Annotated in this window: 20 protein-coding genes and 1 pseudogene; 13 read left to right on the forward strand and 8 right to left on the reverse strand. The window is 66.4% G+C overall.

The window, feature by feature from the left end:
• Positions 1 to 14: 14 nt before the first annotated feature.
• A complete protein-coding gene (locus NV2_RS29545) occupies positions 15 to 269 on the reverse strand; it encodes a hypothetical protein (protein ID WP_067881901.1) in 255 nt (84 codons plus the stop codon).
• Positions 270 to 484: 215 nt separating this feature from the next.
• Between NV2_RS29545 and NV2_RS29550 the strand changes: the two genes are divergently transcribed.
• A complete protein-coding gene (locus tag NV2_RS29550) occupies positions 485 to 1441 on the forward strand; it encodes an alpha/beta hydrolase (protein WP_067881904.1) in 957 nt (318 codons plus the stop codon).
• Positions 1442 to 1495: 54 nt separating this feature from the next.
• Here NV2_RS29550 and NV2_RS29555 read toward each other — a convergent pair whose 3' ends face one another.
• Complete coding sequence (locus NV2_RS29555; protein ID WP_084475697.1) at positions 1496 to 3064, reverse strand: carboxylesterase/lipase family protein; 1569 nt, start codon at positions 3062 to 3064, stop codon at positions 1496 to 1498.
• A 201-nt stretch (positions 3065 to 3265) separates the two neighbouring features.
• Between NV2_RS29555 and NV2_RS29560 the strand changes: the two genes are divergently transcribed.
• Positions 3266 to 3634, forward strand: a complete 369-nt coding sequence (locus tag NV2_RS29560) for a hypothetical protein (protein WP_157103151.1) — start codon at positions 3266 to 3268, stop codon at positions 3632 to 3634.
• A gap of 3 nt (positions 3635 to 3637) precedes the next feature.
• Here the strand turns inward: NV2_RS29560 and NV2_RS29565 are convergent, their stop codons facing one another.
• Entirely contained in the window at positions 3638 to 4849 is a 1212-nt protein-coding gene (locus tag NV2_RS29565) for a pyridoxal phosphate-dependent aminotransferase (RefSeq protein ID WP_067881961.1), read from the reverse strand.
• 93 nt (positions 4850 to 4942) lie between these two features.
• Here NV2_RS29565 and NV2_RS29570 point away from each other — a divergent pair, with 93 nt between their 5' ends.
• From NV2_RS29570 to rph, 5 genes are all read left to right on the forward strand, one after another.
• Positions 4943 to 5524, forward strand: a complete 582-nt coding sequence (locus NV2_RS29570; protein ID WP_067881908.1) for a winged helix-turn-helix transcriptional regulator — start codon at positions 4943 to 4945, stop codon at positions 5522 to 5524.
• A 154-nt stretch (positions 5525 to 5678) separates the two neighbouring features.
• Positions 5679 to 6353, forward strand: a complete 675-nt coding sequence (locus NV2_RS29575) for a DUF4232 domain-containing protein (protein WP_067881911.1) — start codon at positions 5679 to 5681, stop codon at positions 6351 to 6353.
• Positions 6354 to 6552: 199 nt separating this feature from the next.
• Positions 6553 to 7137: a hypothetical protein gene (locus NV2_RS29580; protein WP_373863619.1), complete on the forward strand. Its 585-nt coding sequence runs from the start codon at positions 6553 to 6555 to the stop codon at positions 7135 to 7137.
• Positions 7138 to 7254: 117 nt separating this feature from the next.
• Positions 7255 to 7707, forward strand: a complete 453-nt coding sequence (locus tag NV2_RS29585; RefSeq protein ID WP_157103152.1) for a hypothetical protein — start codon at positions 7255 to 7257, stop codon at positions 7705 to 7707.
• A gap of 512 nt (positions 7708 to 8219) precedes the next feature.
• On the forward strand, positions 8220 to 10817 hold the full coding sequence (gene rph, locus NV2_RS29590) for a rifamycin-inactivating phosphotransferase (RefSeq protein ID WP_067881921.1): 2598 nt from the start codon (positions 8220 to 8222) through the stop codon (positions 10815 to 10817).
• A 64-nt stretch (positions 10818 to 10881) separates the two neighbouring features.
• On the opposite strand, the gene NV2_RS29595 is transcribed toward rph, so the two are convergent.
• On the reverse strand, positions 10882 to 11544 hold the full coding sequence (locus NV2_RS29595; protein ID WP_067881924.1) for a maleylpyruvate isomerase family mycothiol-dependent enzyme: 663 nt from the start codon (positions 11542 to 11544) through the stop codon (positions 10882 to 10884).
• A gap of 73 nt (positions 11545 to 11617) precedes the next feature.
• Here NV2_RS29595 and NV2_RS29600 point away from each other — a divergent pair, with 73 nt between their 5' ends.
• Both NV2_RS29600 and thiD read left to right on the forward strand, forming a co-directional pair.
• On the forward strand, positions 11618 to 12547 hold the full coding sequence (locus tag NV2_RS29600; protein ID WP_067881927.1) for a MerR family transcriptional regulator: 930 nt from the start codon (positions 11618 to 11620) through the stop codon (positions 12545 to 12547).
• 49 nt (positions 12548 to 12596) lie between these two features.
• On the forward strand, positions 12597 to 13388 hold the full coding sequence (gene thiD / locus NV2_RS29605) for a bifunctional hydroxymethylpyrimidine kinase/phosphomethylpyrimidine kinase (protein ID WP_067881930.1): 792 nt from the start codon (positions 12597 to 12599) through the stop codon (positions 13386 to 13388).
• Positions 13389 to 13431: 43 nt separating this feature from the next.
• On the opposite strand, the gene NV2_RS29610 is transcribed toward thiD, so the two are convergent.
• Positions 13432 to 14517 (reverse strand): NAD(P)H-dependent amine dehydrogenase family protein, encoded by a 1086-nt coding sequence (locus NV2_RS29610; protein ID WP_067881933.1) that lies wholly within the window; start codon positions 14515 to 14517, stop codon positions 13432 to 13434.
• 47 nt (positions 14518 to 14564) lie between these two features.
• Positions 14565 to 15614, reverse strand: a complete 1050-nt coding sequence (locus tag NV2_RS29615; protein WP_067881936.1) for a Rieske 2Fe-2S domain-containing protein — start codon at positions 15612 to 15614, stop codon at positions 14565 to 14567.
• 230 nt (positions 15615 to 15844) lie between these two features.
• On the opposite strand from NV2_RS29615, the gene NV2_RS29620 reads away from it, so the two are divergent.
• From NV2_RS29620 to NV2_RS29635, 4 genes are all read left to right on the forward strand, one after another.
• Positions 15845 to 16399, forward strand: coding sequence for a TetR/AcrR family transcriptional regulator (locus tag NV2_RS29620; RefSeq protein WP_210749317.1), 555 nt, complete (start codon positions 15845 to 15847; stop codon positions 16397 to 16399).
• Between the two features lie 165 nt (positions 16400 to 16564).
• Positions 16565 to 17620 carry an FAD-dependent oxidoreductase gene (locus NV2_RS29625; RefSeq protein WP_067881942.1) on the forward strand — a complete coding sequence of 352 codons (1056 nt, stop codon included), beginning with the start codon at positions 16565 to 16567 and terminating at the stop codon, positions 17618 to 17620.
• A 191-nt stretch (positions 17621 to 17811) separates the two neighbouring features.
• Complete coding sequence (locus tag NV2_RS29630) at positions 17812 to 19275, forward strand: glyceraldehyde-3-phosphate dehydrogenase (RefSeq protein WP_067881964.1); 1464 nt, start codon at positions 17812 to 17814, stop codon at positions 19273 to 19275.
• A gap of 140 nt (positions 19276 to 19415) precedes the next feature.
• On the forward strand, positions 19416 to 20951 hold the full coding sequence (locus NV2_RS29635) for an aldehyde dehydrogenase family protein (protein ID WP_067881944.1): 1536 nt from the start codon (positions 19416 to 19418) through the stop codon (positions 20949 to 20951).
• Between the two features lie 88 nt (positions 20952 to 21039).
• Here the strand turns inward: NV2_RS29635 and NV2_RS32535 are convergent, their stop codons facing one another.
• Together NV2_RS32535 and NV2_RS32540 are read right to left on the reverse strand one after the other, a co-directional pair.
• A complete protein-coding gene (locus NV2_RS32535; RefSeq protein ID WP_245662828.1) occupies positions 21040 to 21840 on the reverse strand; it encodes an MSCRAMM family protein in 801 nt (266 codons plus the stop codon).
• 48 nt (positions 21841 to 21888) lie between these two features.
• Positions 21889 to 22978, reverse strand: a pseudogene (locus NV2_RS32540) (MFS transporter); the annotation flags it as partial.

The raw sequence follows: 22978 nt of genomic DNA on the forward strand, positions 1-22978 counted from the left end.
TCCCCTCACCCGGATCAGCTGTTCTCGCAGCCGATTCCGTTCCCGTCCCGATCCAGGCCGTACTCGTCGGGCCCGATTACGCGCACCCGCCCGGTGTATTCCGGCCCGTTCCCGCTGCCACCGGCGCAATCCACATCGGAAGTTATCGGCACGCAGGGATCGTAGGAGGCATGGCACCCGGGTGCCGGCTGCGCTGATGCCTGAACGGGCACCGTCAACACCAGACCGGCAGCGGCAGCGGAAATTCCGAGAACAGCGGCGAACTTCATGATTCTCCATTCACTTGTGAAACGCCGATGATTCTCTCATGTGGGCGACCTGCCCGTTACCGCGCCGCGTCGAACCGCCCTCCCGCTCAGTGCCTCTCGTTGTCCCGGCACGGGGGAGTATCGGGCGTGGGCAGGCTGTGGTGGCGGCCCGCGGACATTTGTCCAATACGCGGCGGCGTATTCCGGCGACCATGAGCCCTATGGACCCTGAACGCATGGACCCTGAGCTCAGCCCTTTCGTTTCCCTGTTCCCGCCCGCGACGCTGGGGGATCCCGCGGTCGCGCGCCGCAAGCTGGCAGAACTGGCCGAGGTGATGCCGATACCTGACACGCCAGGACTCGACATTTACGAGCAGCGGGTACCCGGCGTGCCCGGCGTGCCGGTGCGAATCTATCGCCCGCAGCACCCGCAGGGCGCCGTCGTCTGGCTCCACGGCGGTGGTTTCGTGATGGGGGACCTCGACAGTGAGCATCCCTGGGCGGTGCGGGTGGCTGTCGAATCCGGCGCCACGGTGGTGTCGGTGGGGTATCGGCTGGCACCGGAGAACAGGTTTCCCGCCGCGCTGGACGATGCGTACATCGCGCTGGAGTGGGTGTCGCACAACGCCGACGCTCTCGGTAGCGAGCGGGAACGGGTCGCGGTCGGTGGACATGCGGCCGGGGCGAATCTCGCCGCGGCCATCGCACTGCGGGCGCGCGACGAGGCGGGGCCGCCGATCTGCTTCCAGCTGCTCAATCAGCCCGCCCTCGACGACCGGCAGGAGTCCTGGTCGGCGCGGAACTTCACCGATACCGTGTTCATGATCCGCGCGAAGGTCACCGAGAGCTGGCGGCACTATCTCGGCGGCGAACCCGGAACCCCGTATGCTGCACCCGCCCGCGCGACCGATCTGTCCGGCCTGCCACCCGCCTACATCGCCACCGCCGAGTTCGACCCGAACCGGGACGAGGCCCTCACCTACGGAATGCGCCTGCTGCAGGCCGGTGTGCCGGTGGAACTGCACCAGTGGCCCGGCACCTTCCACGGCTCCCAGGCGATCCTGGGCGCCGAAATCTCCCAGCGTCAGCTCGCCGAACTGTCCGGCGCCCTGCGCCGCGCGCTCGCCACGTCGACCGGCCACCGGCCGGCCGCCGCGCAGGCGAACGGCGCTCCGGCCCCGCAGCACGGCTGACTCGGCCGCGCAAGCAGCGAGACACAGCGGCGACCGAGTGATCGGCCGCCCGGATCACACGTCCAGCGCGCGCCAGAAACCGATGTGGTGTTCATCGGCGAAATCGATTGCACCGACACCATTCTCGGTAGAGCTCAGCCTCTGGGTGTAGGGCTGTCCGGGAAGCGACCGTGACCAGGGTGGCAGGTCATTCCGGTTGGGATCTCCCTGGTGCGCGAACTGTGCCCAGTACGCGATCATCGTCGCCGAGAGTCGGCGCTGAGTGTCGTTCAGCTTCTCGAACATTGCGTTCTCGAACAGAAAGGCGAGGTCGGCCATGTGGCCGGTACCCATGTCGAAGCCGGCAGGTGGTAGTCCTTCGAAGCCCGGTGCGCGAGACTCGTCGACGTCGTAGGCGTAGAAGGGAACGAACGCGGACAGCGTCCGCCGAGTTCGTTGAGCAGAGGTGGCTGCCTCCGAATCGGTCAGGGCGGCGCTGAGCGCATTGCTGGGCGTCTCGTAAGCATCGACCGGATATTCGGCGAGCACGGCATCGGCCTTGTCCCCGAACCGTGTTCGGATCTGCGCTGTGTACTCGTCGGCGGACAGTGATCGCCCGGTGGCCATCTCCATTGCCCACACCTGGCCCGATTGTTCGTCGTGGGTGATGCCGTGCAGGACCGGAACTCGATGGAAGCGGCCGGTTTCGAGCGCCTCGATCGGATCGACCGGCAAGACATCGTCACCGCGGATGGCGCGGAAGGCCTCGTGACCGGATTCGGATGCGGCCAGTATCTCCTCGTAGGACTTGTTGCGCAGACAGGTGATGGCGGTGGCGGCATCGGTGCATCCGGCGGCCGTGCCCATCGCAGCGGTGCGCGCTCGAGCCTGTTCCAGACTCTGGGATGCATCAGAACTGCCTACACACCCGGCGCTCTGGATGATTGCCCGATGGAACAATCCGGCCGAACCCGGGGCGGCCATGTGCGCGCACACGCTGTAGCCCCCACCCGACTGGCCCATCAGGGTCACGTTGTGCGGGTCACCGCCGAACGCGGAGGCGTTGCGCTGTACCCATTCCAGCGCTGCTCGTTGGTCGAGCAGGCCCAGGTTGGCGGTGGCTGTACCCGGGAAAGCGGCGAAACCGAAACTGCCGAGCCGGTAATTCATCGTGACCACCACGGCGTCGCCGTCACCGGTCAGATGCGTGGCACCGTAGCTCGCGCCGTCACCGTAGTTGAAGCTGCCACCGTAGATCCAGACGATGACCGGCCGAGGATTGTCGCTCCGGTGTGTGGGGACGGTGACGTTCAGAAACAGGCAGTCCTCCCCGTGTGAAGGGGCTGAAATGGGCTGGTCCTGAGGTTGCGGGCAGGCGCTCCCGGGTGTGGTGGCGTCTCGGGTGCCGGTCCAGGACGTGACCGGCTGTGGTGCTTGCCAGCGCCGGTCACCGACCGGCGGTGCGGCGTAGGGCAGGCCCTGAAAGGTGGACACGGAATCATGTGTCGTGCCTCGGATCGTCCCGCTGTCGAGGTGGACGACGGCGAGATCGTCGGTGTCATCGGATGTGCAGCCGATGGCCGTGACCGACGCGGCAACGATCGTGACGAGTGCGGCCAATGAACGTCGGAAGCTGCTGTTCATGCCGGACTCCGGTGTGAGGTGTGCATACCGCCGACCGTATCCGATGTTTAGACAAACGTGCAAGATGTTTGTGTAAGACAAACGTTCAAGTGGCGGCGGCTATCGACCGACGGGGAGCCGAACTGGAACGATGCTGCGAAGTATTCGGTCGTCGGAGATGGAAATATGGGGCACGTGGTGCAGCGAAGCGATGACGACACAGTGAGCAGTCCGGGCCCCACCGGGACATCGGTCTGGCTCGCGGCCGCATGGGGTGCGGTGGTCGCCGTGGTCACCGCTCCGCTCGCTGCGGCCATCGTCGCGAGCGTGTACCGATTCCCGATCCCGTTCGGGGAGTACGCACGCGGTATCGATGAGGCGACGAATGCGGCGTTCGCGTCGGTGTTCTATCTCGTGCTCGGGGGTGCGCTGCTGCTCGGCGCCGGTGGGGCCGTCGCGGGGGCACTCCTGGCGCGAGGGCACAGGCTGCGCCGGCGCGTGCTGGCGCTCACCGCCGCAGCGAGTTTCGGGATGGCGCTGGTGGCTGCACTGATCCTCGCTACGCTCGAGGAGTTCGTCGGCACCTGGTGAACGTCATTGCCGATAGGTCGCCAGGAATCGTCCGATGCGTTCGATGATGGCCTCGAGTTCATCTGCGTGCGGGAGAGTGGTGATGCGGAAATGATCGGGGCGCGGCCAGTTGAATCCGGTGCCCTGCACGATGTGTAGTTTCTCCTGGAGGAGTAGGTCCAGGACGAACTGCTCGTCGTCGTGGATGGCGTAGGTGCCGAGGTCGATGCGGGGGAATGCGTACAGCGCACCCTTGGGCTTCACGCAGCTGATCCCCGGAATCGAGTTGAGGGCCTCCCATGCCCGGTCGCGCTGCTCGTTGAGTCTCCCACCGGGCAGGGTGAGGTCGTAGATGCTCTGATAGCCGCCCAGCGCCGCTTGAATCGCCTGCTGTCCAGGGACATTCGCGCACAGTCGGAGGCCTGCGAGCATGGTCAGTCCCTCGATGTAATCCGCGGCGTGGCCGGTCGGGCCCGAGACCACGAGCCATCCCGAACGCAGTCCGGCGCACCGATATCCCTTCGACAGGCCGGAGAAGGTCAGGCACAGCAGATCAGGCGCGAGGGAGGCGATGGCGGTGTGGGTGCGGCCGTCGTAGTAGATCTTGTCGTAGATTTCGTCGGCCAACACGATCAGGTTGTGCCGGCGCGCGATGTCGAGGATCTCGCGCACAACCTGCGGCGGGTAGACGGCGCCGGTGGGATTGTTGGGGTTGATCAGCACTATCGCGCGGGTGCGGTCGGTGATCTTCGCCTCGATATCGGCCAGGTCCGGATACCAGTCGGAAGCCTCGTCGCAGAGATAGTGCACAGGCCGCCCGCCGTTGAGTGTGGTGGCCGCGGTCCAGAGCGGGAAATCCGGTGCGGGAACGAGAACTTCGTCACCGGTCTCCAGCAGGGCGGTGAGCGCCATCATGATCAGTTCGGAGACGCCGTTGCCCAGGAAGACGTCCTCGACGTCCACATCGGCCACGCCGAGTCCCTGATAATACTGCACCACGGCCCGCCGCGCCGGCAGTAGTCCCTTCGAGGTGGAGTATCCGGTCGACACCGGTGCGGTTCGCACGATGTCCTGCAGGATTTCCGCGGGGGCCTCGAACCCGAACGGCAGCGGATTTCCGGTGTTGAGCTTCACGACATGGTGGCCCTCGGCCTCGAGCCGGGCCGCCTGCTCGGCGACCGGGCCACGAATCTCGTACGAGACTCCCATGAGTTTGCTCGACTGCCTGACCTGCATGAACATCTCCTTCGCCGGGTGTGCCCGCCTACTCTACTTGGTTTTTCCAAGTTTTGACTTGGATTTTCCAAGCGTTCGGCTAGAGTCGTGCCCGTGCCACGTCGAAACTATGACCACTACTGCACGGTGAGCCGGGCCCTCGAGGTGGTGGGTGACCGTTGGAATCTGCTGGTCGTACGCGAATTGTGTGCCGGCCCGCGGCGATACAGCGACCTGTTCGCCGATCTGCCCGGTATCAGCACCGATATTCTCGCCGGTCGCCTCAAGGACCTCGAACGAGACGGCATCCTCACCCATCGGCGCAGCGGCCCGCGCTCGGCCGCCACCTATGAGCTGACCGCTGCCGGTGCTGCGCTGCGACCAGTACTCGAGGCGCTGTCGAACTGGGGCACAACGCTTCTCGGTGAACGTCGCAGCACGGATGCCGTCCGCGCGCACTGGTTTGCTCTCCCGCTCGGCCGGATGGTCGCCGATGTCGTGGGGGAGGGAGCGGTGACAGTCCACATCGGCGACACGACGTGGCATTACGTGATCGGGGCTGCCGGCATCAGCCATCATGACGGGCCGGCCCGATCGTCGGAGTGTGAGTTTCGAATGAGTGTGCGGGAGGCGGCCGAAATCGTTTCCGGGGAACGCGAATTGACGGATGCGGTGACCGCGAGCCCAGTCGAGTGAGCGGGAGGGCGGCGCCGTGGACCGCAGCGCTGGGGCGTGGACGCACGAGCGCACTGTGCAGTGCCGAAGCATCCGGGCCGTGGTGATGGGGCGCTGGCCGTGACGGAGTGCCGGGTCGGACAGAAGAAACCCGGACCGGAGTACCGTGGCTGCTGTGTGGATCACGCGAGTGGTAGGCGGTCTGGCGGCGATCGTCACGGCCGTGGCTGTCGCCGGATGTGGCCAGGGTCAGGGCGCCGAACAGTCGGCCCAGGGCACGCACGGCGCGGAGGTGGCCTCGACACCCTCTCCCGGTGTGTCCCCTTCGCAGCCTCCCGGCGCGGCTTCGAGGCCGTCCGGCGCAGTCCCGGAGAGCGACAGCACGTCGACCGCCGGTGCGGTGAGTGATGCCCCGCCGCAATGCGCGACCTCCGATCTCGACGTGACGCTGGGGCAGGGAAATGCAGGCGCCGGAACGGTCGGATTCCCGATCGTGTTCGGCAATATCGGATCGAATACCTGTGTGCTGCAGGGGTTTCCAGGAGTGTCCTACGTCGCGGAGCGGGATGGTGACCCGATCGGTGCTCCGGCGGTCCGCGACGGCGACCCGTCCGGGCCGGTGCGGTTGGCGCCGGGCGAGCAGGCGTCGGCGCTGGTGCTCGAGGTGAACGTGCACAATATTCCGGCCGAGAGTTGCCGGCCGGTGGCGGTGCCGGGATTACGAATCTACGTGCCCGACAACACCGAATCGGTGTACCTCGAGCGCTCCGGGACGGCGTGCGGTAACTCCCGGGTGACCACCGATCAGCTGCGGGTCCGCTCCGTGGTGGCGGGAGCCGACGGGCAGTAACCCCACCGGCGTGTCGGGGTTCCATTGTGGCCCTGTCGATTACATCGCATTTGCTGGGCGTGTACTATCGATCGTGGCGTGGTCGAGCCACGTCGGAGTTGAGTAGCCACCATCCGGAATCCGGTGCCCCGCAGGGCCGGCCGAGCTCTTGGAGGGGACTATGGTTGATTCCCTTTTTGCTGATGTATCCGAATTTCAAGTGCCCGTGGATGATTCCTATCCGTATCGGATCTTCTCGTTCAGGTCCAACGACGGGAACTATCGAGACCACAACTTCGCCGCGAACTATGCCTGGGCCGCCCGCGCCGCCGACGCCGGGCGACTGGCCTGCTTCATCGTCTACTTCTATTGGCGGCCGAACTGGGCGGAAACGGTCGACACGCAGCGGGACATGGTCATCGGTGCCGGTGGTCCGCATCCGAAGATGATCAGCATGGTCGATGTGGAATCGGGCGGCAACCCCGGCGGCGACCAGTCCGGCGGCATCAACAGTGCATATCAGCGGGCGGCCGACTGGCTGGGATCCCCTCGCCGCGTCATCGGCTACGCGAACCGAGCCGATTTCGACACCATGTGGCCGACGCGCCCGGACGGACTCGCGGTGATCGGCGCCGGCTACGGCAGTAACCCCGACCTGCCCGGCCAGATCGCGCATCAGTTTACGAATGGCCAGGGGTACGGTGGCGGCCTCCCCGAGGGCGCCCCACCCTTCGGTAACTGCGATATGAATTCCGCCGACGGACTCTCACCGGAGGATTTCGCGAGCCGCGTCGGCGTCGGGTGACGTGCCGGTTGACAAGGCCGGGGAACCGTGCTGACGTGGGGACCTGCTGGAACGCGGGGTGCGGCACCCGCTCGAAGCCAATCCTTGCGCATGGAAACACCCACCGAGAGGATATCCATGATCAAGACATCGCTCTGCCGCACCAGTGTGACGATCGCCGTCCTCGGGGCCGGCGTCGTGGTTGCCGCCGGGGCCGCCCAGGCCGAGACGACCTTCGACAACCCGTCGCCGACCACGTATTTCTGTCCGTCCGGGCTCGCCGACAGTACCGTCGTCGCGCAGACCAGCGCCGATGAGGACGAACTGCAGCCCGGGCAGGTGTCCTTCGAAGTGGACGACAGCGCCGGGAGTGGTGCGAATATCGCGTGGATCAACACCGACACCATGCAGTACGGGATGACGGCAATGACACCGGGAGACGACGCCGAGCCCGAAGCGCTCGTCGATACCGGTCCCGGCGCGGTGAGCGCCGCCGTGTACGGCATCTACACCAATGATGCCGGGGAGAGGTGCCTGCTGGTCCCCGGCGTGAACACCGCTATCGACGTCCCCGCCGTCGAGACGCAGTAGGCGGCGGACCGACTACCCCGGCGAGGTCCCGCTCTGCCCTGTCGTGCCGCTGAAGTCGGTCGGCAGACAGGACCAATCCGGCGTGCCGGTAACACCGAATAACTCGATGACTTCGATGCGAAGTCGATCCCTGCTTCGAAAGTTCAATGGACACGGCCTGGTCGTCGATCAGGCAGCGAGAGAGAGGGACTCAGTTGGTTAACGGTCTTATCCAGGTTGTCGGAGCGCTCGTCACATCGCTCGGTGGGGTCGTGGTCGACCTGATCGACGTGCTGCTCTGAGCTGATTCGCCGCAGGCTCGGGCGAGGTGCACCGCACCGTGATGCGGGCGGTGGATCCCGAGACCAGCGCAGTACAGATCGATGTGCGCCGGGCACCGCATGGTCCCGGCGCACATTGCTGTTCCCCCATCCCCCTTTCACTTTATACCGGATCGGGGGCACTCATGCGGAATCGATTTATGGTTCATACTCGTCGCCGTCAGTGGAAAACACCAGGTGAGGAGCTTCGGCGTGGGTTATGTGGTGGGTTTCGAACAGGTCGGGCGGACCTCGGTCGCCGAGGTCGGTGGCAAGGGGGCGAACCTGGGGGAGCTGGCGCGAATCGACGGGGTGCGGGTGCCGAACGGTTTCTGCGTGACGACCGAGGCCTACCGCAAGGTCGTCCCCGGTATCCCTGGCCTCGAGCAGTTGCTGGACCGGTTGTCGCGGCTCGCGCCCGACGATCGCGCCCGGATCCAGGCGGTCAGCGCGCAGGTGCGCGACGCGATCGAGCAGTGTCCGCTGCCCGACGACATCGCCGGGGAGATCGCGGACGCCGCCACCCGCCTCGGGCCGGCCACGCCCTGCGCGGTGCGGTCCAGCGCCACGGCCGAGGATATGCCTGCTGCGTCTTTCGCCGGCCAGCAGGACACCTACCTCAATATCGTGGGTGCGGCGGCGACAGTCGACCATGTCCGCCGGTGCTGGGCATCGTTGTTCACCGAGCGTGCCGTCACCTACCGGCAGCGTAACGGCTTCGGCCACAGCACTATCGCGATGGCGGTCGTGGTGCAGCGCATGGTCTTCCCGGACGCATCGGGGATTGCGATGACGGCCGACCCGATCACCTCCAATCGGAAGGTCACATCCGTCGACGCCGGTTTCGGACTGGGCGAGGCACTGGTGTCAGGTCTGGTGAACGCGGACGTGTACACGGTGCGTGAACGGGCAATTCTCGACAAAACCATCGCCACCAAGAAGGTAGCGGTCGAGGCCGTGCCGGCCGGTGGAACGCAGGTCCGCGAGCTGGATGCGCAGCGGCAGCACCAGCAGGTGCTCACCGACGATCAGATCGTGCGGTTGGCCGACCTGGGCCGCACCATCGAGTCGCACTTCGGCAGTCCACAGGACATCGAATGGTGCCTTGCCGGTGACGAATTCCTGATCGTGCAGAGCCGCCCGATCACCACGCTTTTTCCTATTCCGGAAGCAACGGACGGCGAGAACCACGTCTATGTATCCGTCGGACACCAGCAGATGATGACCGATGCGATGAAGCCACTGGGAATCTCGATGTGGCAGTTGATGAGTCCCGCGCCCATGCGGACGGCGGGCGGGCGGTTGTTCGTCGATGTCACGCGGATGCTGGGCGCGCCGACCAGCCGGGCCAATACGGTGGATGCGCTCGGAAAGTCCGATCCGTTGATCGGGGACGCCCTGCGCACGATCCTCGACCGCACCGACTTCATCCGATCTGTACCCGATGCCGAGAGTGGTCCCGCGCCGGAGGGGACACCGCCCGTGCTGCTCGACGCGGATCCGGAGATCGTCGCGGAGCTGATGGCGCAGAGCTGCGCCGCGGTCGAGGAGTTGACGGGCGAGATCCGGGATCTGTCCGGTACCGCGTTGCTCGACTTCATCGAAACCCAGCTTCCCCTGCGCAGATTGAGCGACCCGCGCAGTATGGAGGCCATCACGGCGGGGATGGAGGCAGCCTGGTGGCTGAACGACCGGATGCGGGAATGGCTGGGGGAGAAGAACGTTGCCGACACCCTCAGCCAGTCGGTGCCCCATAACGTGACCTCCGAAATGGGTCTGGCGTTGCTGGATGTCGCCGATGCGATCCGGCCACATCCGGATGCGGTGGAATTCCTGCAGCAGGTCGAGGATGGCGGATTCGAGGATGCCGCCTTCCTGGACGCGCTCGCCGAGCGCTCCGGCGGTCCGCAGGCCCGCGCAGCATTCGAGGGGTTTCTGCGTGAGTACGGCATGCGGTGTGTCGGGGAAATCGACATCACCAGGCCGCGGTGGGTGGAAAGCCCCACGACGCTGGTCCCGACGATCCTGAGCAATATCAAGAATTTCGAGGCCGGCGCGGGTGAACGGCGGTTCGAGCAGGGACGGCTGGAAGCCGAGCGGAAGGCGCAGGATCTGCTCGAGCGGGTGCGCACTCTGCCGGACGGTGCCGCCAAGGCCGCGGAAACCCAGCGCATGATCGATCGGGTCCGGACCTTCGCCGGTTACCGCGAATTCCCGAAGTACGTGATCGTGGTCCGCTACCTGATCTACAAGAAGGCGCTGCTGCGCGAGGCACAGCGGCTCGTCGGGGTGGGAGCGATCCGCGAGCCGGAGGACATCTTCTATCTGCGGTTCGACGAGCTGCGCGAACTCGCGCACACGCACCGGCCGTGCGACGCAGTGGTGTCCGAGCGCAAGCGCGAGTTCCGCGCCCATCAGGCATTGAGCGCGCCGCGCGTCCTCACCTCCGAGGGCGAGGCCCTGGCGGGTGCGTACCGGCGCGAGGACGTTCCGGCGGGAGCGTTGGCCGGGTTGCCCGTATCGTCGGGCACCGTCGAAGGCCGGGCCCGAGTCGTCTCCGATATCTCACAGGCCGACTTCGATCCGGGCGACATCCTGGTCACCGCCTACACCGACCCCAGCTGGACCCCACTGTTCGTCGCCATCGCCGGCCTGGTCACCGAGGTGGGCGGATTGATGACCCACGGCGCGGTGATCGCCCGCGAGTACGGTCTGCCGGCCGTCGTCGGCGTCGAGAACGCCACCTGCCTGATCGAGGACGGTCAGCGGATCCGGGTGCACGGCACCGACGGGTACGTCGAGCTGCTGTGAGTTGACGACACGTCGCTGCCGACCGACATGGGCGCCGGCGCGACGGCACGGCACTCGCCGAGATCTATCGCCGGTCCCCTCGTTCCGCGAGCAACTGCGCCGCACCGTCGCCGGTGAGCTGATCAGGGGCTGGGTGCCGGCCGGTGACGAGCATCAGGAGTGCGGTGACCGAGCCTTCGACTACCGGCCCGGTTCCGGCGGTCCACTCGCCGTCGGAGGCCACCAGTCGATACCCGCCGAACTTCTTGCGGGCGTGAAACGGGAAGCCACCGGCCCACACTCGCTCCAGAGCCGATTCCGCTGCGGGTACCGGCATTTCGCGCGGAATACCGAGTGGCACGGCGATATCTTGGCCGTGTACCAGCAGGTCCATCAGGCGGTCGACCGGCGTGGTGCCGAGCGGGGTGGTGCGGGCGTCGACGCTGTCGTGTAACTCGGCAACCAGCTGTGCGCTGGTGTGGGAGCGTGCGTGGCGGAGGGCGGTGTCGCGGACCAGGCGGTTGAAGTCGCCTCGGGCGCGGATCAGATTGATCAGGATCGTGCCGAGGCCGGATTCCGCCGACAGGATCAGGTGTGCGACGACGTCGCGCACCTGCCAGCCGTCACACAGGGAGGCGTGGTCCCAGCTGCCTTCCGGTAACAGCCGCAGCAGTTCGACCAGGCTCGTGCGCTCGGCGGCGACGGACTGCCAGATCCGCTCGGTGTTCAGCGACGTCTTTCCGGCCATATGGGGAACTCCTTGTCCTGACGATTGATGCAAGTACCGTAGGAGTTCCAGCCGGGTGGAGGTTCCAGTAATTGTGACCAGCAACACACATGCTGATGGTTCGGTGAGCATCGGTGAGTTGTCCCGGCGCACCGGAGTCCCGGTCCGCACCATCCGGTTCTATTGCGACGAAGGAGTGCTGGAATCGCATCGCAGCACCGGCGGGCACCGCCTGTTCGATCCGGCGACTTCGGTCGGCCGACTGAACCTGGTGCGGCGGCTGCGCACATTCGGTCTCGGGTTGCCCGCCATCATGTCCGTACTAGCCGGATCGGTGTCGATCGCGGATGCCGTCGCCGTCGAAAGAGCCGCGCTCGACCGGGAATTGGACGCATTGACCTGGCGACGAGCGGTACTGATGGCGGTCGAGGACGCAGTGCCCGCCCAACGCGCGGTGTCCGTGGAGCTGCTCGCCGCGGTCGGTGACCGCGCGGCGGCGCACGAGAGCCTCATCGCGTTCTGGCGCCGAGTGCTTGCCTCGACTACCCCTGAAATCTTCGACGCGTTCGTGGCGATGAATATCCCGGCCCCGCCGGTCGATCCGACGCCCCGGCAGGTTCTCGCCTACGCCCGACTCGCCACCGCGGTCACCGATCCGGCGCTGACCACCGCGATCAGGGCACAGCTCTGGCGGCACGACGCCACCGGAATTCGTGCCGAGCGCACTCTTCTGGCCGGTGTAGCCGAAGCCTGCGAGGCGGTAGGCCCGCTGCTCGTCGCCGGGATCGAACCGCGGCCGGGCCCCGAACTCGACCTGTTCGTGACGGCCCATGCCGACGCCCGAGGCTGTCGTCCCACGGCGGAGTTCCGGCACCGACTGCTGTGTGAAGGTGACGACAACAACCCGCGCATTCACCGGTACTGGAGGCTCACCGCGGAACTCCTCGGTACGCCGACCGGCGGTGCCGCACAAGACTGGCTGTATCGAGCGCTGCGGGGGTGCACAGCAGGCGCCACTCTATGATTTGGGCTCTGGTAGCCACAGACCTTCATCTCGCGAACGGAGCATCTCCATGGTCGATCTCGCCTACGTCATCGCCGGCTCGGAAGCGACCGGTGGCGCCGGCCTGCAGGTCGATCTGAAGACCCTCCAGCAGCTGGGCGTGTACGGCATCGCGACCACGACCTGCATCGTTTCGTTCGATCCGAGCAACAATTGGGGTCACCGTTTCTTCCCGGTCCCGGCCGAGGTCATCGCCGATCAGATCGAGGCGGCCACCTCCGCCCACGACCTCGACGTCGTGAAAATCGGCATGCTCGGCACCCCGGAGACGATCGAGGTGGTTGCCGAGGGGCTGGCCGGGCAGAACTGGCGGCACGTCGTGCTCGACCCGGTACTGATCTGCAAGGGCCAGGAACCCGGCGCCGCACTCGACACCGACAATGCGCTGCGCAAGCAGATCCTGCCGCACGCCACTGTGGTCACTCCGAACCTGTTCGAGGCCCGCACCCTGTCGGGGATGGACTCCATAGATAACGTCGACGACCTGATCGTGGCGGCTCGCCGCATCCACGACCTCGGCCCGAAGTACGTCGTCGCGAAGGGCGGCGTGGAGCTGGCCGGCGACGAGGCTGTCGACGTGCTGTTCGACGGCGAGGAGGTCACGCTGGTGAGGGCCCCGAAAGTGGGGAACGAGCGAGTGTCGGGTGCGGGCTGCACCCTCGCGGCCGCGATCACGGCCGCCCTCGCCACGGGCACCGAAGTGGGCGACGCCGTGCAGGTCGCCAAGGATTTCGTGACCTCCGGCATCCGGGCACGGGTGTCCGCCCACACCCCGTTCGACACCGTCTGGCAGGGTGCCTGAGCCGACCGTGTGACCACCTGGCCCAGCTCGACTTCCGCGCGGCTCAGCGGGCGAACCGGCCGGCGAAGCTCCGCAACGGCAGGTCGGCGCTGGTAATGATTCCCGGCCGGGCCGCGACCACGGATTTCAGCGAGTTCAGGGCCGGCAGGCCGGTGATCGACATGCCGATCGAGGCGAAGTTCTCCGGTTTAGACAGATCGAAGCCCTTGGGCGGGAAGATCATATGTTTGCTGTAGATGCTCGGGTCGCCGGTGACCTGAGTGATGTAGCAGCCCTTGATATTCCAGGCAGGATCGGTGTGCGGGGTCATCTGCCATTCGAGGTGGGTCTCCACCCGTGCAACGCCGTCGACCATGCCCTGATACTTGATGTAGTTGCCGCCCAGGGATCCCTTGGGCAGGAAATACCAGCCGAGATCCACATCCTTGGTGCAGGCGGCGAGTTCGTAGCTGAAGCTCACCTCGTCGAGTTCCAGGTCGAAGGCGTCGGCCATCAGGTAGACCGAGTCGGCGAACACCGCGGTGTACTTGTGCAGTGAGTCCGGGATGGTCGGATCGTCGACCGGGCGGCCGTAGCCGACGGCCTTCCAGGTGTCGACCGAATGGTGGCAGGACACGTCGACCGATTCGGTGACGGTGATGTTCTCGATGTCGGCCACGTCGGCGGTGTGCACGATACCGAGAATCTGTGCGAGCCCCGGGTTCATTCCGGTGCCGTAGAACGTGGAATTGCCACGCTCGCAGGCCGCTCGAATGATCTCGCTGACCTTGCGGCCGGACGGGTGCAGATGGTTGGTGTCACGGTGGTAGCCGGTGATCCAGTCGGCGGTGGTGACCACGTTGATCCCGGCCTCGAGCACCTGCTCGTAGAGGTCTTCGTCGGGGAAGACGCCGTGGAAGGTGAGTACATCCGGACGGGCGGCGATGATCTCGGCGACCGAACCGGTCGCGGTGACACCGACCGGGTCGAGACCGACGATCTCGCCCGCGTCCCGGCCGATCTTCTCGGGCGTGTAGCAATGCAGGCCGACCAGTTCGAGGTCGGGATGTGCGGTGATGCGCCCGATCATCTCGGTACCGAGATTGCCGGTCGCGACCTGGAATACCCGGATCTTGTCGGAAGTGCTCATCGGGTGGGCCTCTCTATCGGCTCGAAACTGTGAAACCGGTGCGGTGCTCACCGGCTGTCGGATGTGGCGCGTACGGCGCCGCTGTGCGGAAGCTGCGGATCGATCCCCGCCGGTCCGCCGTCCGGATAGAACTGCCGAGCCCAGCTGCGCAAGGCGGTGAAACCCTCGAACTCCTTGCGGGACAGCGCGGGTGGATCCGAGTAGCGCTGATGTGACCAGATCTCGATATCGGCCGCGAACTGCTCGATCACGAAGTCGGCCATGGTCTTTCCGTACCGGGTGAGCTCGGCGCCGTCCTCGCCCGGCTTACGGCCGATCCAGACGGTGAACCGGACGTCGGCGGTCCGGTCGTCCACCGGGGTGACGGCCGGCATGGTGCGGTTGTCGACCATGCCCCAGCTCTTGGTGACCGAACAGCCCAGGCCCGCGTTGATCGACTCCACCCCGCTGTTGATCTGGTCTTCGGCGATTCCCTCGTCGAAGGCGATGGTGAAGTCCACGTAGGAGACGGGCCCGGAGAAGTCGTGCCGGGTGAACTCGGGGACGAACGGTGTCTTGTGCACGAACTTGAAATGTGCGAAGTCGACGCCGTTCTCCATCACGTACTGCGGATGCAGTTCGAGACCGGGCCGATACAGGGTTGCCGCGGGAACCGGCGGGTAGTAGTCGGCAGCGGTCCGATCGTCACCGAAATCGGCGAAGATATCCGGGATCTCGAAATACGGTGGGCGGCCCTCGATGTCGAACCAGATCCAGACCGCCTCGTTGCGTTCCACCACGGGGTAGCTGCGGATGCGACGGCCCTTGTTGGGGTGGCTCTCATAGGGGATGCAGACGTTGCGGCCCTCGCGATTCCATTCCCAGCCGTGGAACGGGCACACCAGATTCTCGCCCTCGACGTGGCCGCCGTACCCGAGATGGGCGCCCAGATGCTCACAGTAAGCGTCGAATACCGCGACCTGTCCCGAAGCTGCACGCCACGCGACCATTTCGCGGCCGAAGTACTTCATCTTGTGTACGGCACCGACGCTGATCTCCGAACACCATGCCACTTGGAACCAGCCCGTCGGCTCCATCGACAGGGGTGGCTTTGCCATCGTGATCCTCCAGGCGCTGCGAATGCGGCTCGGCCGCGTGGTAGGTGACGCGCCGGATTCGTGGCGGCGATCACACGCGGCACGGATAACCATAGAAGCCGCCATCCAAGAATGCAAGAGGGTTAGTTGAAACTGGAAAGCGCAGGTAGATACCCCTATAATCGATCCTCGTGACCGACGTGGCTGGGAGAAGACGCGCGAACCGGCGTGGCATCGCGTCGCGGGAAACCATGCTGGAAGCGGCGATCGCCTCGCTCGCCACCGGGGATCCCGCGGCGGTCTCGGGGAACCGGATCGCCCGCGATATCGGCGCCACCTGGGGAGTGGTCAAATACCAGTTCGGAGATATCGACGGATTGTGGGCGGCGGTGCTGCGCCACACCGCCGACAAGCGGGGTGATCTACCCGCCGGCCTCGAGCGCGACGGCACCCTGACGGAACGGGTGAGCGCCCTGATCCACACCATGGCGACCGGTCTGCGACGCCCCGAATCCCTGGCCATCGAAACCCTGCGTGCGGCGCTGCCGCGCGATCACGCCGAACTGGAACGTGAATATCCGCAGACCGCAGCCGTTCTGGCGTCCTGGAAGCCGAACTGGGACCACGCCTGCGAACGCGCCTTCGCCGATCTGGACCTCGACGCGGCGAAGGTCCGCCGGGTCGCGGCGCTGATCCCCGCGGCCATGCGGGGGATCACCTCGGAGCGCACGCTGGGCACCTACGGTGATCTCGACGATGCACTCGAGGCTTTGATCGGCGGAATCGTCGCCTACCTGGAGAGGTGAACCGGCCCGGATTCCGAGCGCGCCCGGTCGGTGACACGTGCGATTCGCAGGTCGTATCGGCAGGCCGGGAATTATTCGTAGCCAAAGGATTCCCCTCGTCGAGCGGGTAGAGTTCGGCACCGGATCGGGCTCGACTAATAGTGCGGCAACGCGGGAGGATCGGGTATGACGACCATCATCGGTGGCGGAATCGCGGGCAGTTGCCTGGCCGGTGGCTTGGCGCGGCGGGGAGAGCCGGCTGTCGTCTACGAACAACAGCGCCCCGGCCCCGGCGCGGGCGCATTCCTGTTCATCGACGGGCGCGGGCACGAGGCGATGGCAGCGATGGGAGTGGACTCCGACGCACTGCACGGCGCGTCGTATGCGCTGTCCGGTCTCGATTACGCCGACAGCTCGGGCAGACGCAGCGAGATGCCCAGCCGAGGTCACCGATTCTGGTTGCGGCGCAATCTGATGGGGGTGCTCTCGGAGTTCGTCGCGAGCTCGGGCGCCGAACTGCGGCACGGCGAGCCGGTGACCGATATCGCACTCGATTCCGCTGCGGTGCAGCGTGGGTCGCGGGCCGAGCCCGTAGCGGGGTTGCTGGTCGCTGCGGACGGCATCGACTCGGTGGTGCGGTCCAGGTTCGAGCCGGAACGGCATCCCGTGTACGCCGGAGATGTGGTGCTGTACGGCATGACGAGCGCGCCGCTGGATCCGCCGCCGTCCTCCTCGCCCGCGGTCCTGCATTTCTCCGCCGAGATCGCCGAAGACGGCAGCTCCGCCGCCACGCTGGGACACATCTGGCGCCCCGACGATCCGGCGGCACTGTGGTTCGTGCGAATCGCCCGCGAGCCGCTCGCCGGTGACAGTGACGACCTGGGGATGCGTCCCGTCGACGACTGGGCCGACACCGTCCTCGCGGCAACACCGTCGAACCGCGCTCTGGTGTCGCAATTCCTCGAACACACCGAGATGGTCCACGTCAGCAACGCGCGCAACGTGCCGTTGGACAGTGCCCGTGATCCGGAGGATTCGGTCGTTCTCATCGGCGACGCCGACCACGCCATCACCCCGGCCGCCGGCGTCGGCGCCCGCGACGCCCTAGAGGACGCCCGCGCGGTCTTCGACGCGATCATCGGCGGCACCTCACCGGCCACCGCCATGCTGAGCCGGCGCGAGCAGCTTACCGCGGAGCGTGCGGCGACTCAGCGACGGATGCCCCGCCGCCGCACTGCCTGAGCGCACCGTCACCGCACTGGGTCGGCACGCGGTGGCCGCGCCGACGCGCTTGCCGCCGCACCACGGTTGCTTTGCGGTTGCTGCTGGCCGGAGTGGCGTAGACCTCACCGGCCGACGGCGCCCGTCTGTGATATCGCGACGGTCATTAACATCGGGGTAGCGAAGACTTCGACTAACCCCAAGGACCTGTGTTGGCTACCGAACAACTCGACCGCTGGAACGCTCAGGAAGCCGCTGCGGAGGCGATGATCCCGATCATCGGCACGCTGTACCGGGACAAGGGTGTGACGATTCTGCTGCACAGCCGGTCATTGGTGAACAAATCGGTGATCAGCATCCTGCGTACGCACCGATTCGCGCGTCAGATCGAGGGCGAAGAGCTGTCGGTGGACGAGACGTTGCCCTTCCTGCAGGCGCTGCGTGAACTGGATCTGGGGCCGTGCAAGATCGACCTGGGTCAGCTGGTCAACGCCTTCCGCACCGATGGCGCGGGCCGGTCGGCCGCTGCATTCGCCGCCGCGGTCCTGGCGGATGTGATCGGCGCCCAGGACCGGGCGCAGGGGCCGCGTGACGTGGTGCTCTACGGCTTCGGCCGGATCGGGCGCCTGGTGGCGCGACTGCTCATCGAGAAGGTCGGCTCCGGTAACGGGCTGAACGTGCGGGCCGTGGTCGTGCGCAAGGGCGGCGAGGGTGACCTGGTGAAGCGGGCGTCGCTACTGCGCCGGGATTCGGTGCACGGGCACTTCAACGGCACCATCAAGGTCGATACCGACAACAGCACGATCACTGCCAACGGCAATGTCGTCAAGTTCATCTACAGCGACGATCCCACCACGATCGACTACACCGAGTACGGGATCAACGACGCGATCCTGATCGACAACACCGGTAAGTGGCGCGACCGTGACGGTCTGTCGCAGCACCTGCGGCCCGGTATCGCGAAGGTTGTCCTCACCGCGCCGGGCAAGGGTGACGTGCCGAATATCGTGCACGGCGTCAACCACCGCGACCTGGATCTCTCCGAGCGGATCTACTCCTGCGCGTCGTGCACCACCAATGCGATCGTGCCGCCGCTCAAGGCGATGGACGACGAGTTCGGCATCGTGCGCGGTCACGTCGAGACGGTGCATTCGTTCACCAATGATCAGAACCTGCTGGACAACTATCACAAGGCCGATCGCCGGGGCCGGTCCGCGCCGTTCAACCTGGTGCTCACCGAAACCGGCGCGGCCTCCGCGGTCGCCAAGGCGATGCCCGATTTCAAGGCCAAGATCACCGGCAACTCGATCCGGGTGCCCACCCCCGACGTCTCGGTCGCCATCCTGAATCTGCAGCTCCAGCGGGAGTCCACCCGCGAGGAGGTACTGGAGTACCTGCGCCGGGCCTCGCTGGCCGGGCCGCTGAGCCGCAACCTGGACTACACCGCCGCCACCGATGTGGTGTCCAGCGACTTCATCGGCTCGCGTGCGGCCTCGATCATCGATGCCAATGCGACGATCGTCGACGGCGACACCGCGATCCTCTACGTCTGGTACGACAACGAGTTCGGCTACTCGTCCCAGGTGGTACGCACCGTGCAGTACATCTCGGGCATCGAATATCCCACCTATCCGCAGATCGGTACCCAGGCCGTTCGGGAAGCCGCACTGGCCTAGGAACCGGGCTGTGGCGCGGACGAGCGGGCGAGGTGAAATCTCGCCCGCCAGATCCGACAGCCGAAAAACTGGAACAAGTTCTCGCTATGGAGTAGACAGTTTTGATAACTTGTCTACGCACCGCAGGGAAGGCGAGATCAATGGCCATCGTGCAATCGTTGCCGACGACCGAGGGTGACCGGCGAAAGCTGGCGCTCGACAGTCCGGTGGACCGTCACCGAATCGGCGAGCTCGAGGTGACGACCCCCGCCGAGGTGGAGGCCGCCGTCGCGCGCGCTCGCGCCGCGCAGCCGGGCTGGGCCGCGCGCAGTATCGCCGAGCGGGCCGCGATCGTGGGCGCCGCCATCGATGTCATCGTCCGGCGGCGAGCCGAGATCGCCGAGACGGTGCGGCTGGAAACCGGTAAACCGGAAGCCGAAGCGATCGGTGTCGAGATCGTGCCGGCCTGCGACTTCCTCAACTACTGGACCGCACGCGCGCCCCGCGAGCTGCGTTCGCACCGGCAGAAGCTGCACGGCTACCTGAAGCCGATGAAGAAGCTGTACATGCAGTATCAGCCGCTCGGCGTCATCGGCGTCGTCACCCCGTGGAATGCGCCGTTCGTGCTGTCGCTCAATCCGGTGGTGCAGGCGCTGGTCGCCGGAAATACGGTGCTGTTCAAGCCTTCCGAGGTCACGCCGCGCTCGGGTGAGTGGGTGGCTCGGGTGCTGCACGAGGCCGGTGTGCCCGCCGATGTCGTGCAGGTCCTGCATGGTGACGGCGAAACCGGTGCTGCTCTGGTGGACGCCGAGATCGACAAGGTGTGCTTCACCGGCAGCGTCGGCACCGGCCGCAAGATCGCCGCGGCGTGTGCGGCTCGGCTGCTGCCCTACTCGCTGGAGCTGGGCGGTAAGGACGCCATGATCGTCTGCGCCGACGCCGATCTGGAGAAGGCCGCCGCCGGTGCGGTGTACCTGTCGATGTTCAACACCGGCCAGGTGTGCATGAGCGTCGAGCGCGTGTACGTCGTCGACAGTGTGGCCGACGAATTCATCCGGCTGGTGAAGGAGAAGGCGGCCGAGGTCACCTACGGTCCGGGTGACACCGATATGGGTCCTTTCTTCTGGGACCGCCAGCGCGACATCGTGATCCGCCACCTCGAGGATGCGCGGGCCCAGGGTGCCGAGATCGTCGTCGGCGGCGAGGTGGGCGACGGGGACGGGCTGTACTTCCAGCCCACCGTGATCCTGGGCGCACACCACGACATGCAGGTGATGACCGAGGAGACCTTCGGCCCGATCACCGCGGTCATGCGGGTGCGTGACGAGGACGAGGCCATCCGCCTGGCCAACGACTGCAAGTACGGGCTCAGCGGTTCGGTGTTCACCAAGGACGCCGACAAGGCGCGCCGTATCGCGGCGCAGTTGATCACCGGTTCGGTGGTGCACAACGACGGTGCGGTCATCTACGGCGTGCCCGAGGCCCCGTTCGGTGGACGCAAGGACAGCGGCGTCGGACAGGTCAACGGCCCGGGTGCGCTGCGCAGTTTCACCCACGCGCAGCCGGTGCTCATCGACCGCTGGCAGCCGAAGCGGGAAAGCATCTGGTACCCGTACTCGGAGAAGACGATTCAGAACCTCGACGGTCTGATCAAATACGGATTCGGCAACAAGTTCGTGCGGCGCCTGCTGTCCTGAGCACCACCGCCGCCACCACCGGGAAAGGCCTCATCCGCCGGCGGAGCCGCGTGCTGCCGCCGGCATTCGAGGGCCGGACCCACACCGTTCACATGTCGAATGTCGTGGGGAACGGGCTGGGTATTTCGTAGCCGAGCCGCACATCGTGTTCCACGGTCCGTCCGGTGACCACCACCGGGGTTGCCGTGGCCGGATATCCCCGGACGTCGACGGTGTGGATGCCGTCGGTCAGATCGCTGACGAAATAGCGTCCGCTGCTGTCGGTTCGGGTCGTCGCGAGTACCTCGCCGTGTTCGTCGCGCACGATCACCTGCGCATCGGGTACGACCCGATGCCCGGCCCGGACCGTGCCGGTCAGCATGGCGAACGGGGTCAGTTCGACGTCGTGGTGCAGGATTCCGCTCGCGGGCACGGTGAGTGTGCTCGCGTGTGGGCGCATGCGCGACGCGGCCGTGACGAGGGTGTAGCTGCCCGCGGTGATACCCGGACACAGGTAGCCGCCGTCGGAATCGGTGACCGCCGTCCCGACCACCTCCCCCTGTGGATCGGTGACGGTGACGGTGGCGCCGGACAGTCCGCGGCCGCCGGCCTTGCGGACGAAGCCGGACAGCTCCCCGGCGGCGCGCAGGGTGAGGTCGAGGTGCCGCTGATGGTCACGAACCTCGACCGTCACCGCGATCGGTTGTTGTCCCCGCGCCGCAGCGATCAGGACATGACTGCCCGGTCCCGGCGCGCGGACCTCGTACGCGCCGTCGGTGCTGGTCGTGGCGCGCGAAACCTGGTGTCCGCGTGGGTCGATGAGGGTCAGCGCCACGGCTGCCGTAGGCGTGCCGTCGGGACGCAGCACCTGGCCGCCGATGACACGTTCCGGACCGGTGCCGACGGCCACGCGGCCGTTGCGCGTCGTACCCGCCCGCGCGTCGGCCGGCGGCGTGGTCGCGCCGGCCTCGTCACCGGCGTAGTCGCCGCGAGCGAACCAGGAGGCGATGGCGCCCAGCAGCATCATCACCGCGGCGGTCAGGAAGACCACGACCAGCCCGGAGTGGAAGGGATCCGAGATCAGGTGTGGAAAGAATTCCTGCCCGGTCACCACATCGCCGTGCACGCCGGGGTCGTTCAGCGCGCCGGTCGGCCCGAGGAGCTCCCGGAAGGGGTTGTAGCCGAGGAAGGTCGCGAACAGGCTGCCCACCGGTGGCATATCCGCCATCTGCCCGGCGACGTCCGCGGAGACGCCCTGTTCGCGCAGCCCGGAATCCATCGCCGAGGGCAGTGTTCCGGACAGCCCGACGATCATCAGCGAGAAGAAGATCCCGATCGCCAGCGCCATACCGCCGTTCATCAGGGTGGCCCGCATCCCCGAGGCCACGCCGCGCTGTGAGGCCGGCACCGAGGACATGACCGCCGCGGTATTGGGTGAGGTGAAGATGCCCATACCCAATCCGTTGGCGAAGATGATCAGTGCGAACAGTCGGTAGTCGAAATCGACGGGGATGACGATCAGCAGCACGAAGGTCACCGCGGCGAGCAGCATGCCGCCCGTGGCGAACCAGCGGCCGCCGTAGCGGTCGGACAGCCGGCCCGACAGCGGTCCCGATACCAGGAAGCCGACCGTCAGCGGCAACATGTAGATACCGGCCCACAGCGGGGTGGATTCGAAGTCGTAGCCGTGCAGCGGCAACCAGATGCCCTGCAGCCAGATGATCAGCATGAACTGCATGCCGCCCCGGCCGACCGCCGCCATCAGCCCGGCGAAGTTGCCCAGGGTGAAGGTGACGTTGCGGAACAGGTTCAGCCGGAACATCGGCTGCCGGGTCTTCGCCTCGATCAGGCAGAACAGTGCCAGCAGTGCGATGCCCCCGATGACGGCACCGAGGACCCAGGGGTTGGTCCAGCCGGTCTTGGAGTCGCCGTGCGGCTGAATACCGTAGGTGATCCCGGTCAGCAGAGCGGTCAGCCCGAGCGCGAAGGTGGCCGTGCCGGGCAGATCGAGCGATCCCGGCGTCCGGACGCCGGTGTCGTGCAGCGAA

Source organism: Nocardia vermiculata NBRC 100427, from assembly GCF_001613265.1.
GTDB lineage: Bacteria > Actinomycetota > Actinomycetes > Mycobacteriales > Mycobacteriaceae > Nocardia > Nocardia vermiculata.

Excerpts from the sequence above, each read along its gene's own strand:
- NV2_RS29545 (WP_067881901.1), bottom strand. The coding sequence starts at position 269 with ATGAAGTTCGCCGCTGTTCTCGGAATTTCCGCTGCCGCTGCCGGTCTG.
- NV2_RS29550 (WP_067881904.1), top strand. The coding sequence starts at position 485 with ATGGACCCTGAGCTCAGCCCTTTCGTTTCCCTGTTCCCGCCCGCGACG.
- NV2_RS29555 (WP_084475697.1), bottom strand. The coding sequence starts at position 3,064 with ATGAACAGCAGCTTCCGACGTTCATTGGCCGCACTCGTCACGATCGTT.
- NV2_RS29565 (WP_067881961.1), bottom strand. The coding sequence starts at position 4,849 with ATGCAGGTCAGGCAGTCGAGCAAACTCATGGGAGTCTCGTACGAGATT.
- NV2_RS29585 (WP_157103152.1), top strand. The coding sequence starts at position 7,255 with ATGATCAAGACATCGCTCTGCCGCACCAGTGTGACGATCGCCGTCCTC.
- NV2_RS29595 (WP_067881924.1), bottom strand. The coding sequence starts at position 11,544 with ATGGCCGGAAAGACGTCGCTGAACACCGAGCGGATCTGGCAGTCCGTC.
- thiD (WP_067881930.1), top strand. The coding sequence starts at position 12,597 with ATGGTCGATCTCGCCTACGTCATCGCCGGCTCGGAAGCGACCGGTGGC.
- NV2_RS29610 (WP_067881933.1), bottom strand. The coding sequence starts at position 14,517 with ATGAGCACTTCCGACAAGATCCGGGTATTCCAGGTCGCGACCGGCAAT.
- NV2_RS29615 (WP_067881936.1), bottom strand. The coding sequence starts at position 15,614 with ATGGCAAAGCCACCCCTGTCGATGGAGCCGACGGGCTGGTTCCAAGTG.
- NV2_RS29620 (WP_210749317.1), top strand. The coding sequence starts at position 15,845 with ATGCTGGAAGCGGCGATCGCCTCGCTCGCCACCGGGGATCCCGCGGCG.
- NV2_RS29625 (WP_067881942.1), top strand. The coding sequence starts at position 16,565 with ATGACGACCATCATCGGTGGCGGAATCGCGGGCAGTTGCCTGGCCGGT.
- NV2_RS29635 (WP_067881944.1), top strand. The coding sequence starts at position 19,416 with ATGGCCATCGTGCAATCGTTGCCGACGACCGAGGGTGACCGGCGAAAG.